This is a genomic window from Aquabacterium sp. J223 (genome assembly GCF_024666615.1).
GTDB lineage: Bacteria > Pseudomonadota > Gammaproteobacteria > Burkholderiales > Burkholderiaceae_C > J223.
Map to the genome: position 1 here is coordinate 2,746,454 of NZ_CP088297.1, position 12,316 is coordinate 2,758,769.

General features: G+C 73.5%; 13 protein-coding genes. 7 read left to right on the forward strand and 6 right to left on the reverse strand.

Annotated features, from left to right (window positions below):
• Nucleotides 1-15 precede the first annotated feature (15 nt).
• Nucleotides 16-396 (forward strand): hypothetical protein, encoded by a 381-nt coding sequence (locus LRS07_RS13090; protein ID WP_260498463.1) that lies wholly within the window; start codon nucleotides 16-18, stop codon nucleotides 394-396.
• A gap of 3 nt (nucleotides 397-399) precedes the next feature.
• On the opposite strand, the gene LRS07_RS13095 is transcribed toward LRS07_RS13090, so the two are convergent.
• The 3 genes from LRS07_RS13095 to LRS07_RS13105 form a co-directional block, all read right to left on the reverse strand.
• Nucleotides 400-1,935, reverse strand: a complete 1,536-nt coding sequence (locus LRS07_RS13095) for a class I adenylate-forming enzyme family protein (RefSeq protein WP_260498464.1) — start codon at nucleotides 1,933-1,935, stop codon at nucleotides 400-402.
• Nucleotides 1,936-2,002: 67 nt separating this feature from the next.
• The gene (locus LRS07_RS13100) at nucleotides 2,003-2,683 is read right to left on the reverse strand and encodes a cation efflux transmembrane domain-containing protein (RefSeq protein WP_260498465.1); all 681 of its coding nucleotides are present in this window, start codon (nucleotides 2,681-2,683) and stop codon (nucleotides 2,003-2,005) included.
• 34 nt (nucleotides 2,684-2,717) lie between these two features.
• On the reverse strand, nucleotides 2,718-3,569 hold the full coding sequence (locus LRS07_RS13105) for a transporter (RefSeq protein ID WP_312028300.1): 852 nt from the start codon (nucleotides 3,567-3,569) through the stop codon (nucleotides 2,718-2,720).
• A 409-nt stretch (nucleotides 3,570-3,978) separates the two neighbouring features.
• On the opposite strand from LRS07_RS13105, the gene LRS07_RS13110 reads away from it, so the two are divergent.
• From LRS07_RS13110 to LRS07_RS13120, 3 genes are all read left to right on the forward strand, one after another.
• A complete protein-coding gene (locus LRS07_RS13110) occupies nucleotides 3,979-4,440 on the forward strand; it encodes a hypothetical protein (RefSeq protein ID WP_260498466.1) in 462 nt (153 codons plus the stop codon).
• Between the two features lie 63 nt (nucleotides 4,441-4,503).
• Nucleotides 4,504-4,695 carry a hypothetical protein gene (locus tag LRS07_RS13115; RefSeq protein ID WP_260498467.1) on the forward strand — a complete coding sequence of 64 codons (192 nt, stop codon included), beginning with the start codon at nucleotides 4,504-4,506 and terminating at the stop codon, nucleotides 4,693-4,695.
• A 9-nt stretch (nucleotides 4,696-4,704) separates the two neighbouring features.
• Nucleotides 4,705-6,783, forward strand: a complete 2,079-nt coding sequence (locus LRS07_RS13120) for an AsmA family protein (RefSeq protein ID WP_260498468.1) — start codon at nucleotides 4,705-4,707, stop codon at nucleotides 6,781-6,783.
• Nucleotides 6,784-6,807: 24 nt separating this feature from the next.
• Here LRS07_RS13120 and LRS07_RS13125 read toward each other — a convergent pair whose 3' ends face one another.
• On the reverse strand, nucleotides 6,808-8,190 hold the full coding sequence (locus LRS07_RS13125; protein ID WP_260498469.1) for a sigma-54-dependent transcriptional regulator: 1,383 nt from the start codon (nucleotides 8,188-8,190) through the stop codon (nucleotides 6,808-6,810).
• Nucleotides 8,191-8,253: 63 nt separating this feature from the next.
• On the opposite strand from LRS07_RS13125, the gene LRS07_RS13130 reads away from it, so the two are divergent.
• Nucleotides 8,254-8,871 (forward strand): cysteine hydrolase family protein, encoded by a 618-nt coding sequence (locus LRS07_RS13130; RefSeq protein WP_260498470.1) that lies wholly within the window; start codon nucleotides 8,254-8,256, stop codon nucleotides 8,869-8,871.
• On the opposite strand, the gene LRS07_RS13135 is transcribed toward LRS07_RS13130, so the two are convergent.
• Together LRS07_RS13135 and LRS07_RS13140 are read right to left on the reverse strand one after the other, a co-directional pair.
• On the reverse strand, nucleotides 8,825-10,792 hold the full coding sequence (locus tag LRS07_RS13135; protein ID WP_260498471.1) for a hybrid sensor histidine kinase/response regulator: 1,968 nt from the start codon (nucleotides 10,790-10,792) through the stop codon (nucleotides 8,825-8,827). The two genes, LRS07_RS13130 and LRS07_RS13135, sit on opposite strands and share 47 nt — an antisense overlap.
• A 108-nt stretch (nucleotides 10,793-10,900) precedes the next feature.
• Nucleotides 10,901-11,107, reverse strand: a complete 207-nt coding sequence (locus LRS07_RS13140) for a hypothetical protein (RefSeq protein ID WP_260498472.1) — start codon at nucleotides 11,105-11,107, stop codon at nucleotides 10,901-10,903.
• 299 nt (nucleotides 11,108-11,406) lie between these two features.
• Between LRS07_RS13140 and LRS07_RS13145 the strand changes: the two genes are divergently transcribed.
• Nucleotides 11,407-11,733, forward strand: coding sequence for an ElaB/YgaM/YqjD family protein (locus LRS07_RS13145; protein WP_260498473.1), 327 nt, complete (start codon nucleotides 11,407-11,409; stop codon nucleotides 11,731-11,733).
• 88 nt (nucleotides 11,734-11,821) lie between these two features.
• On the forward strand, nucleotides 11,822-12,316 hold the full coding sequence (locus LRS07_RS13150; protein ID WP_260498474.1) for a phage holin family protein: 495 nt from the start codon (nucleotides 11,822-11,824) through the stop codon (nucleotides 12,314-12,316).

The window sequence follows — 12,316 nt, forward strand, 5'->3', positions numbered from 1 at the left end:
AGGAGGATCGAACCGATGACGAAACGCAACCTGCTTCGACTGGCACTCTCGCTGTGCGCCGCCGCGGCGCCGGTGGGTGCCCTGGCCCATGCCACCCATGGCCAGCCGCAGCACGGCGGCATCGTGGCCGAGGCCGGCGTCTTCCAGGGCGAGCTGGTCGCCCGCGGCGGCCGGCTGGTCATCCACCTCAGCGAACACGGCCATCCGCTGCCGGCCAAGGGCGCCAAGGGCCGGCTGACGCTGGTGATCCAGGGGCAGCAGCAGGAACTGGAGCTGCGCCCGGGCCGCGACAACACGCTGCAGGCCGCGGGGGCGTGGCCGCCCGGGGCCAGGGCCACGGCGACCATCACGCTGGCCGACGGCCTGTCCGGCGTGCTGCGCTTCGAGGCGAAGTGACGCTCAGTCCACGGCCGGCGCGAGGTCCTTCAGCTCGCGCTTGAGCACCTTGCCGATCGGGCTGCGCGGCAGGCTGTCGACCACGCTCACGCCGGCCAGCCGCTGGGTCTTGCCCAGGCGCTCGTTGGCCCAGGCGAGCAGCGCCGCGCCGTCCAGCGCCTGGCCCGGCCGCGCCGCCACGAAGCCCCACGGCGTCTCGCCCCAGCGCTGCGACGGCAGGCCGACCACCGCCGCCTCCAGCACCGCCGGGTGCGACTGCAGCACCGACTCCAGGTCGCTGGGGTAGAGGTTGAAGCCGCCGCTGATGATCATGTCCTTGCGGCGGTCCACCAGCACCAGGAAGCCGTCGTCGTCGAAGCGGCCGACGTCGCCGGTGCGGATGAAGCGCAGGCCGTCGGGCGAGAACCATTCGGCCTCGCGGCTGGCGTCGGGCCGGCGGTGGTAGCCGCTCATCATCGACGGCGAGCGGCCAACCACCTCGCCGACGCTGTCCGGATGCCGGGGCAGCTCGCGGTCCTGCCCGTCGATCAGGCGGATGTCCTGATTCGCCAGCGGCCGGCCGACGGTGTGCAGCTTGTCCGGGTGCAGGTGGGCTTCGAGCACGCAGGAGCCGCCGCCCTCGGTCATGCCGTAGAACTCGACCAGCCCGCCCGGCCAGCGGCGCAGCACTTCGGCCTTCAGTTCGGCGGGGAAGGGCGCACTGGTGCAGAACTTCATCACCGTCGACGACAGGTCGGTGCGGTCGAAGTCTGCATGCGCCAGCAGGCGGCGGTACTGCACCGGCACGAGCATGGTGTGGCTCATGCGATGAGCCTGCGCGAGCCCCAGCCAGCGCCCCGCCTCGAACTTCGGCATCAGCACCACGCAGCCGCCGGCGGCCAGCGTGGGGAAGAAGGCGACCAGCGTGGTGTTGGAGTACAGCGGCGTGGACAGCAGCGTCACCGCCTGCGGGCCGTAGCCCCATGACAGACCGCGCTGGGCGTGCCTCCAGCGCATCGACCACGGCTGCACGATGCCCTTGGGCTCACCGGTCGTGCCGGAGGAGTAGATGAGGTTGAAGGGCGCCTCGGGCGGCATCGCCACCGGCCGGGGCTGCAGGCCGTCGGCGGCCAGCCAGGCGGACAGCGGCCGCGGGCCCTCGCCGTCCAGCCGCCACTGCGGCACGGCGCTGTGCTCGAAGCCGTCGGCGGTGCCGGCATCGGTGAACAGCAGCGCGGCGCCGCAGTCGTCCAGCATGCGGGCCAGCGCCTGGGGCGTGCTGCCCGGCGCCAGCGGCGCCACCGCCACGCCCGCCCGCACCGCGCCCAGGTACACCGCGGCGTAGGCGCAGGACGCGGCGGCGCAGACGGCGACGGTGTCGCCGGCGCCCAGGCCGTCGCGCTGCAGCGCCACGGCCACCCGGTCCATCCACCGGTCCAGCGCCGACCAGCTGAGCCGCTGCCCGTCGTCCACCAGCGCCGGCGCGTCGGGCCGCGCCTTCGCGTGCTGGCGCAGCAGGTCCGGGATGGACCCGAAGTCGTCGTGCAGTGAAAGCGGCATGGTCGGCGATTCTCGGTGGCCGGGTCGGACAGTGTCTGTCGCCTGGGCGGCAGCCGCGCCGGGCCGCTCAGTGACGGTGGCCGGCGTGGTCGTGAGGGTGATGGGCGTGGTGCGGCCTGCCGGCCGCGCCGGCCGGTGCGCGCAGTTCCGCGCTGGCCGACTGCAGCACGCTGCGCGCCGCCGACAGCGCCAGCGCCGCCATGCCGATGGCCACGAGCAGGTCCGGCCAGCCGCGGCCGGTGCCGAAGACGCCGGCCGCGGCGGCGATCACCGCCAGGTTGCCGATGGCGTCGTTGCGGCTGCACAGCCACACCGAGCGCCGGTTGGCGTCGCCCTCGCGGTGGCTGAACAGCAGCACCGCCACGCCGACGTTCACCGCCAGCGCGAGCGCGCCGATCCAGCCCATGGTCGCTGCCTCGGGCACCACCCCGGTCCAGGCCGACCAGCCGGCGCGCGCCAGCACCGCCAGGCCCCACAGCCCCATGGTCGCGCCCTTGAGCCAGGCCACCCGCGAGCGCCACACCGCCGCCAGGCCGAGCACCGCCAGCGACAGCCCGTAGTTCAGCGCGTCGCCGAAGAAGTCGATCGCGTCGGCCAGCAGCGACACCGAGCCCGAGCGCCAGGAGCCGCCGATCTCCAGCAGGAACATGCCGGCGTTCAGCGCCAGCGCGATCCACAGCACGCGGCGGAAGCGGGCGTCGTGGACATCGCCCGGGGGTGAATGGTCGTGGTGGCAGGCAGCGCTCATGGAGAAACCGTAGCACGGGGGACCAAGCCCCCACTCAGCGACGCTTGCGCCCCAGCCGCTTGAGCACCAGCCAGGCCGCGCCGCCGGTCACGCCGAGCACCAGCGCCACCACCCAGGCGAAACCGTGCGCGTGCTCGGCCAGCGGGATGCCGCCGACGTTCATGCCCATCAGGCCGGCGACGAGGTTGATGGGCAGCGCCAGCACGGTGACCGTGGTCAGCAGGAAGAGGATGCGGTTGTTCTCCATCGCCACCCGCGAGTCGGCCTCTTCCTGCAGCAGCTTGACGCGTTCCTGCAGCGCGGCGACGTCGCGCAGTGCCAGCGCGAAATCCTCGCTGGCGTCGCGCAGGCGCTGCAGGTCCTCCGCCGGCACCCAGCGCGGCGGGTTGCCGAGCAGCCGCAGCAGCGCACCCGGCTCCGGCGCCAGCAGCCGCTGCAGCCGCACCATCAACCGGCGCAGCCGCGCCAGGTCGGCCGAGTCGTCGCCCGTGCGGCCGGCCAGCACCTTGTCCTCGATGTCGTCGACCCGCTCGGTGGCCTGGCGCACCAGCCGCTGCAGTTCGTCGGCCTGGTCGCGCAGCAGGTGGTCGAGCAGCGCCAGCGGCGAGCCGATGGCCTCCCCCCGGTTGGCCGCGGCGCGCAACCGGTCGACCGAGCGCAGCGCCTGGCGGCGGGCGGTGACCACCCGGCGCTCGCCCACGGCCACCCACAGCGTGGCCACGTCGGAGGGCTCGAAGGCGAAGTCGAAGGTGACGTCGTTGACCACCGCCAGCAGCTCGTCGCGCTCGCGCTCGATGCGCGTCGAGCGCGAGCCGCCGCCCAGCGCCTCGAAGAAGCCCTCGGGCAGACCGGCGTGGCGGCGCAGCCAGGGGCTGCTCTGCGCCACGCTGAGGTTGACGTGCAGCCAGACGAAGCTGCCGTCGTCCGGCGGGGACGCCAGCCAGGCCGCGGCCTGCGCGCTGTCCAGCGCCGTGCCCGGCCGCCCGGGGGGCGAAGCGGTAGCCGCAGATCAGTCCGTTGGTGTCGGCGCCGTACAGGCCAGTGGTGTTGGGGGGCGGAGATGGCGGCGGGCATGCGGTGCAGGAACGTCGGCGAGGGGATCGGCGCGTCGTGATGCGCTGGCGGCGGTGGCCGGCTGTCGCCAGCGCGTGAACCGCCGACAGACCGCATCGAGGATTCCCCACGGCGCAGACGTCCGGGAAAGCCCTGGTGTGCGGGCGCGCCGCCTATGGTGACACCGGTTGTTCCTGGCGATGACGCCCGCTTCCGCTTTTAGCCCCCAACCACCGGTCCCGATGCCCTCCACGCTGGCCTTCCTGCTGCCCGACACCCAACGGGCGCCCGGCGCCGTCCGCGACGACGCCACCGGCCTGTTCAGTGCCTGCGGCTTCGTCGCGCTGGGTGGGCCGGTGCTGCGCCAGCGCCGGCGCCAGGGCCGGCCGTCGGCGCTGGTGCACCTGCGGCTGCACGACCGTGCGGGCAGCCTGCTGCAGCCGGGGTGGCAGGCCTTCGCGCAGCTGCTGCAGCTGGCCTTCGACGGCAGCGACCTGCTCTGCCACCAGGGCCAGGGCCGTTTCGTGGTGCTCAGCGGCTGGGTGGGCGAGGCGGTGGAGCGGCCGCTGCTGGCGCTGCGGCTGGCCGGCTGCGGCCGGCGCGGCGACGGGCTGTGCCACAGCGCGATCGTCCGGCGGGTGGAGCCGGCGGAAGACGACCTGCCCCTGCTGCTGCGCGAGGCCGAGACCGACGGCGTGCATTGAGCCGAGGCGGCCCGCCCTCGGGCACGCCGGCTGCTCTTCAAGGGCTTACCCCAGGAGCCCACCATGTCGCATGCCGACGTCGGCAGCCCGCTGCGCTGCCATTCCACCCCGCCCTACATGCCCGGCTGGCGCCCGCCGGTGATGCCGCTGCGCGACGAGATGCCCCACCGGCCCGAGCTCGACCCGCCGCCGCCGGCGCCGGGTGCGCCCGAGCCGGCCGACCACGGCCCGCCGCCGCACGTCGTGCTGCACTGACCCGGCAGCATGGCCGTGCCGCCTGCCGCATCGAACGTCAACGGACCACGCCGGCGCTGGCGGGCGCACCCGGTGCGGTGGTCGTTGCTCGCCGCGGTGGTGGCGCTGCTCGTGGTGCTGCTGGCCTGCGAACTGGCGGGCTGGCGATTCCTGCGCGGGCCGATCGAGCGCCAGCTCGGGCCCCGGCTCGAGCGGGAGCTCAGCGTCGGCGAGGGCTTCCGGCTGCACCTGCTCGGCCCGGTGCGGCTGTCCACCGACCGGCTGCATGTCGGCGGGCCGTCCTGGGCGCCGGCCGACCGCCGGGCGTTCTTCGACGCCGAGGGACTGAAGGTCAAGGTCTACTGGTCGGAGCTGCTGCGCTTCGCCTTCGGCGACCGCGAACGCCCGATCGACATCGAATTGCTCGAGGTGGACCGCTTCGCCGCCTCGTTGTGGCGGCAGTCGGACCGTCGCGCCAACTGGCAGATCGGCCCGCCCAAGCCCGAGGACGAGCAGAAGGCGAGCGTCGGCCTGCCGGGCTTCGGCCGGCTGGTCGTGCGCAACGGCCGGCTGGACCTGGACGACCGGCCGATGGACCTGGCCTTAAAGGCCGAGGCCACCACCGACGAAGGCGAGGGCGGCGAGGGACGCCTCGCCATCAAGGGCGAGGGCCGCTGGCAGGAGAGCCGCTTCACCCTCGGCCTGCAGTCCAAGGGCGTGCTGCCGCTGATCTCGCGCGAGCCCGGGGTGACGGTGCCGCTGCAGCTTCAGGCGCAGGCCCCCGGCACCCGCTTCACCTTCGACGGCCAGGCGCGCGACGTGATGAGCTTCCAGGCCATGGACGGCCAGGTCACCCTGGCCGGCACGTCGCTGGCGCGGCTGGGCGACGCGCTGTCGATCACGCTGCCGACCACCGCCGCCTTCTCGCTGCAGGGCCGGGTGGTCAAGGACGGCGGCCGCTGGCAGGCCAAGGTGCCGGGCCTGGCGGTGGGCAGCAGCCGCCTGGCCGGCGACTTCACGCTCGACCAGACCGGCGCCAAGCCGGTGCTGACGGGCCTGCTCTCGGGCCGCAACCTCGACCTGCTCGACCTCGGCCCGGCCTTCGGGACGCGCACGCCCGACGGCGCGCCGGTCAGGCGCAGCGGCGACCGGGTGCTGCCGCAGCGCGAGTTCAACATTCCCGCGCTGAGCCGCATGAACGCCGACGTGCGGGTGCGGCTCGACCGGGCCGACCTGCACACCCCGCTGCTGGAGGCGCTGACGCCGCTGCAGGCGCGCATCACCCTGCAGGACGGTGTGCTGGCCATCGACGAGCTGCTGGCACGCACCGCCGGCGGCAGCCTGCAGGGCCGGCTGGGCCTCGACGGCCGCGATGAAAAACGCCCCCAGTGGACGGTGGACCTGCGCGCCAGCGACGTCGACCTCGACCGCTGGCTGAAGGCGCGCAACGCGCGCGCCGGCGGCGAGGACGCGCCGGCGCCCGGTTATGTCAGCGGCCGGCTCCAGCTGAAGACCACGCTGGCCGGGCAGGGCCGGTCGATCGCCACCCTGGCCGAGAGCCTGGACGGCGACCTGTCGGCCTGGATCCGCAACGGCCGCATCTCGCACCTGGTGGTGGAGGCGCTGGGGCTGGACGTGGCGCAGGGCCTGGGGCTGCTGCTGAGCAAGGACAAGTCCCTGCCGCTGACCTGCGCGGTGATGCAGTTCGGCGTGCGCGACGGCCGCATGACCACCGAGGTGGGCCTGTTCGACACGCCGGACTCGACCGTGCTGCTGACCGGCACCATCGGCCTGGCCGACGAGCGCCTGGCGCTGACCGCGCAGGCCCGCCCCAAGGACTTCAGCCCGTTGACGCTGCGCTCGCCGCTGCACGTGGAGGGCAGCTTCGGCGACCCGAAGGTGCGGCTGGACGCCAGGACGCTGGGGCTGAAGGGCGCGGCCGCGGTGGCCCTGGCCTTCGTCAACCCGCTGGCGGCGCTGATCCCGCTGATCGACCCGGGCGACCGCGACAACGCCGGCGGCTGCGGCCAGGCGGTGGCGGCGCTGCGTGCCGGCGAGCGCGCCGCGCCGGCGGCGAAGGGCAGCGCGGGCAACGGCCGCAGCCGCTGACCGGCGCTCGACCCGCCGCGGCCCTCAGGCCGCCGGGTCGACCGCGGAGGCGGCGGCGCCGCTGCCCTCCTGCGAATACTCCTTCAGCCGGTTGTACAGCGTCTTCAGGCTGACGCCGAGCGCGGCCGCGGTCTTTTCCTTGTGGTTGCCGAAGCGCTGCAGCGTGGCCAGGATGAGCGTGCGCTCGACCTCCGCCAGCGGCGTGCCGACGCGCACGGTGATGGTGGAGCCGTCGCTGGTGGCCGCCTTCGGCGGCTCCAGCTGCAGCCACTCGTCGCCGATGACGTGGCCTTCCTCCATCAGGTACAGCCGCTGGACCACGTTGCGCAGCTCGCGCACGTTGCCCGGCCAGCGGTGCTGGCGCATCTTCTCCAGCGTCTGCGGCGCGAAGCGCTTCTGCTGGCCCTCGCGGCGGCAGATGTCCTGCAGGAAGTGTTCCGCCAGCAGCGGGATGTCCTCGGTGCGCTCGTTCAGCGGCGGCAGGTGGATCGGGAAGACGTTGAGTCGGTACAGCAGGTCCTCGCGCAGCTTGCCCATGGTCACCGCCAGCTCGGGCTGCCGGTTGGTGGCGGCGATGACGCGCACGTCGGTCTCGATCGGGTTGGTCGAGCCCACCCGCATGAAGGTGCCCGTCTCCAGCACGCGCAGCAGCTTGACCTGCAGCTCCAGCGGCATCTCCGTCACCTCGTCGAGGAACAGCGTGCCGCCGTGGGCGCGTTCGAAGAAGCCCAGGTGCTGGCGGTCGGCGCCGGTGAAGCTGCCCTTCTCGTGGCCGAAGATCTCGCTCTCGATCAGGTGCGGCGAGATGGCGCCGCAGTTGACGGCGAGGAAGGGCTGCTTGCGCCGCCGCGACAGCTCGTGGATGGTCCGCGCCGCGACTTCCTTGCCGGTGCCGCTTTCGCCGGTGATGAGCACGGTGACGGCGGTGCCGGCCACCCGCGAGATCTGCTCGTAGACCCGCTGCATCGGCTGCGCGCGGCCCCACATCTGGCCGAACTTGCCGGTCTTCTCGAATTCCTTCTTCAGGTCCGCCAGCTCGGCCTTCAGCGCCGACGGCCGCATCACCCGCGACAGGATGCCCTGCAGCTGCTTGATGTTGAAGGGCTTGATCAGGTAGTCGGCCGCGCCCAGGCGCAGCGCCTGGATGGAGGTCTCCAGGCTGGCATGGCCGGTGATCAGCACGACCTCGGTGTTGGCCAGCGTCTCCGGTTCCTTGAACAGGTCCATGCCGCTGCCATCGGGCAGCATGAGGTCGAGCAGGACGATGTCCGGCTCTCGCATGGCCAGGTGCCGACGCGCGTCGCGCAGGGTGCCGGCGGTGGCCGCGGTGAAGCCTTCGCTGGCGATCAGCGCGGCCATCATCTCGGCGGAATCGGCATCGTCCTCGACGATGAGTGCGTGTCCCATGGTGGTCCCTCGTCCTGTCTAGCTACGGCTCATGGGCATGTCGCTTGCGCATGAAGCAAAACAATGAAGTTGACTGCCCCGGCCCGCCGCAAGCACCCGATGAGCATTCAAGGGGGTGGCGAGCCGCTGCCGCGCAGCCCGACGGTGCTGCTGCTGATCGACTTCATCAATCCATTGGACTTTCCCGGTGCCGAAACACTGGGGCCGCCCGCGGTCAGGGCCGCCGACGCGACGGCCCGGTTGAAGGCGCGGCTTGCCGCCGAGGGTGTGCAATCCGTATACGCCAACGACAATTATGGGATCTGGCACTCGAACTTTCGCGATGTCTGGGGTCATTGTCGGTCTCTGCAGGGTCATGCCGGAGGTCTGGCGCGGCGGTTGAAGCCCGGGCCGGCCGACCTGGCCATCCTCAAGCCCCGGCATTCGGCCTTTTTCAGCACGCCGCTGGAACTGGTGCTGGGCCAGCTCGGCGCCAAGAAGCTGGTGCTGGTGGGCCTGGCGACCGACATCTGCGTGCTGTTCACCGCCATGGACGCGCACCTGCGAGGCTTCAAGCTGTGGGTGCCCGCGGACTGCGTGGCGGCAGAAAGCGCGCAGGCCACGGCCGAGTCGCTGCGGTACATGAACCGGGTCCTCAAGGCCGATGTGCGGGCGTCGGCCGCGATGACAACAGCGACCTGAGCGTGCGCCGCAGCAGTTCCGGGTCCATCGGCTTGCCCAGGTGCGCGTCGAAGCCCGCGTCCAGCGCACGCTGCTTGTCGACGGTGCCGGTGAAGGCCGTCAGCGCCACCGCGGGCAGCGACGCGTGGCCCCGCTCGCGGGTCAGCCGGCGGACGCGCCGGATGAGGCTGTAGCCGTCCTCGCCGGGCATGGCGATGTCGGAGATCAGCACCTCCGGCCAGTCGTCGCGAGGCGAGTCGCGCAGCCGGTCGTAAAGGGAGCGGGCGCTGGCGTGCAGCTCGATGCGCACCGCCTCGTCGCGCAGCAGCAGCTCCAGGATCTGCCGCGCCTGCGGGTCGTCGTCGACCACGGCGATGCGCCGGCCGCTGAGCGACGGACCCGCCGCCTCCCGCGGCACCAGGGGCTCGGCCATCGCGCGCGCCAGCGACCCGGGCAGCTCGATGGTGAAGCTGGAGCCGCGGTGCGGTCCGTCGCTGTCGGCGACCAGGCGGCCACCGTGCAGCTGCACCAGCTGGCGCGCCAGCGTCAGCCCGAGGCCGAGGCCGCCCTGCTGCCGCGTGCGCGAGGCGTTGGCCTGGCTGAACGGCTGGAACAGGGCGTCGCGGCGCTCCGGTGCCAGGCCGACCCCGGTGTCGCTGACCACCAACGCCACCACCTCGCCCCGGCGTTCGGCCAGCAGCCGCAGGCGGCCCGGCGCGGAGGTGAACTTCACCGCGTTGGACAGCAGGTGGACCAGCGCCTGCGCCAGGCGGTCGCCATCGACGTCCAGCGTCAGCGGCGGCGACGGCAGCTCCACCTGCAGCTCCAGGCCCTTGTCCTGGACGGCGGTGCGCACCGCGTCGACCGCCCGCTCGGTCAGCTGGGCCAGCGGCGTGGGCTGGCGGTGCAGGACCACCTTGCCGCGCAGCAGGCGCTGGGTGTCGAGCAGGTCGTCGACCATGCGCGCCTGCGTGGCCACGTTGCGCTCGATGGCGTCCAGCGGCTTCAGCTGGCCCGGGTCGTCCGGCAGCATCTTGCGCAGCACGTGCGCCCAGCCGCGGATGGCGTTGAGCGGCGAGCGCAGCTCGTGCGACACCACCGAGAGGAACTCGTCCTTGGCCACCGCCAGCGCCTCCGCCTCGGCCCGGGCGTTGCGCTCGCTGGTCAGCAGTTCCTCGCGCTCGCGTTCCTGCCGCTTGCGTTCGGTGATGTCTTCCAGGATGCCGCCGACGCGGCTGGGCTGCCCGTCGGCGGCCGGCAGTGCGAACCGCCGGTCGCGCAGCCACAGCAGGCGGCCGTCGGCGGCGCGCACGCGGTACTCGCGCAGCGGCTGCGGCAGGGGGTCGGCGAAGAAGGGCTGCGGCAGCGCCTCGCGGTCCTGTTCCAGCACCGCGTCGCGCCAGAGGCCCGCGTCGGCGAGCAAGGCCGGCACATCACGGCCCCACAACTTGGCGAAGCCCGGGCTGACGTACAGCAGTTCCTGCCGGGCCAGGTCGGCGAACCAGAAGACGTCGTCGCTGCGCTGGGCGAACTGTTCGAACCGGCGTTCGCTGTCCTGCAGCGCGCGCAGGGTGTGGCCGTGTTCGGGCAGGTCCGCCGGCGCGCCGGCGTCCTCGACCAGCGCGATGTGCACCAGCCGGCAGTCCGGCGGCAGCCCGTCGACCGCGTCGACCGTCCACTGCAGGCGAAGGCGGCGCACGCCGCTGCCGTCGGCCTGCAGGCGGAGTTCACGGCAGTTCATGCCGGCGCCGGCACCGGTCAGGGCCTCGTGCAGGGCGAGCAGCCCCGGCGCCGGCGCGTCACCGCCGTCACCGAACAGCTGTCGGGCCGCCCGGTTGAGGGCGAGGTTCGACGGCCCGCTGCACACCGCCACCGCGCCGGGCAGGGCCTCCAGCGCCGCCGCGGCCGCCGCCGGCAGCAACGCGGCCAGCGGTGTCAGCACGACGCTGGGCGAGGACGCGGACTCGGCGGGCGGTGCCCGCCGGCCGCGAGGCGCGGCAGGCCGCGTCAGGCCGTCGCGCGGGATGGCTGGCAACCCTTCCACGCCGCCTCAGCGAGCGCGCTCCCGTCCACGGGCGCTTTCGCGGGGACCTTTTTCGCGGCGCTCCGAGGGCCGGTCCGACACCAGCACACGACGCGGCTCGCCCGGGTGGGCGGTGCGCACGCGCAGCTCCACCTCGTGCAGCGGCGGCCACACCAGTGGCGGGGGCAGGCTGTCGAGGGGGGTGGCCGCGGGTCCGGCTGGCAGTGGTGGCATGGCGTTTGTCCTTCCCTTGGGGCCTGCTGCGTCATGGCAGGCGATGCGTGGCGACCGGTTCGGTGCCGGTGCAAGCGCGACTGAGTGCAAGGCGTGTGCCCACCTCCCGGGCGGACCGGCGGACGCGGGGATCGCGGCGTTGTGGCACACCGCTTGCCGCAGGGGCACACCGTCGGCCAGTCGCGGCTTCCGAGACAGTGGACGGGGACGCGTCAGGACCTTCAAGGCGGTTGTTCCGCAACCACCTTGGCTGCCGCATCGGCAAGTGCTACGGTAATTTCTTCTAACGGAGGCCTCCCATGGACACCACGTCTTCCAGCACCACCAATCCCACCGTGAACGGCGGCGTCACCCGCGATCCCAAGCAGTTCGTGGACCGCGCTGCGGAGACGGCGCACAGCGCGGTCGACCGGCTTGCTTCGGCGGCCACGCCGGTGCTCGAGAAGCTGCGCAGCCAGGCCAGCAGCGCCGGCAGCACGCTGCAGGGCAAGGCCGACCAGTTCGGCGAACTGCAGGACCAGTGGGTGGAAACCGCCCGCGACTACATCCGTGAGAACCCCTGGCGCGCGGTGGGCATCGCCGCGCTGGCCGGCCTGATCATCGGTCGCCTGGGCGGCCGGGACTGATGGTCCGCGGCCGGGCGGAGGGTCGGGCGCTGCGCGACCCGTGCCGCGTCGAAGCCCACATGGCCGCGCGGGCGGCGGAGGTGGCTCGGTGAACGCCGTCCCACCGGTCGCCGCCACCCGCGCGGCCGCCGACGCCGCGCCCGCGGATGCGCCGGCATCCGACGCCCACACCCGCGCCGGCATCGCGCCGGACGGCCTGCCGCCACGGCTGGGCGACGCCGCCCGGCTGGCCTGGCAGGACCTGCGCGGTGCGCTGCACCAGCGGTTGCGCCTGGCCACCCTCGAACTCAAGCTCGTCGGCCTGACGCTGGCGCAGGCGGTGCTGCTCGGTCTTGTCGCCGGGCTGCTGCTCGTCACCGCCTGGCTGGCGCTGGTGGCCGGCCTCACCTGGGGCGCCATCCAGGCCGGCGCCCACTGGGCGGTCGCGGTCGCCGGCGCGGTCGTGCTCAACCTCGTGGTGGCCGGCGTGCTGGTGACGGTCATGCTGCGGCTGCTGGCCCGGCTGGACCTGCCGGGGACGCTGCACGCGCTGCAGCCGCATCGCGCCACCCCCACCCCCCCGGCGCCGCCGCCGGCGCGCTGA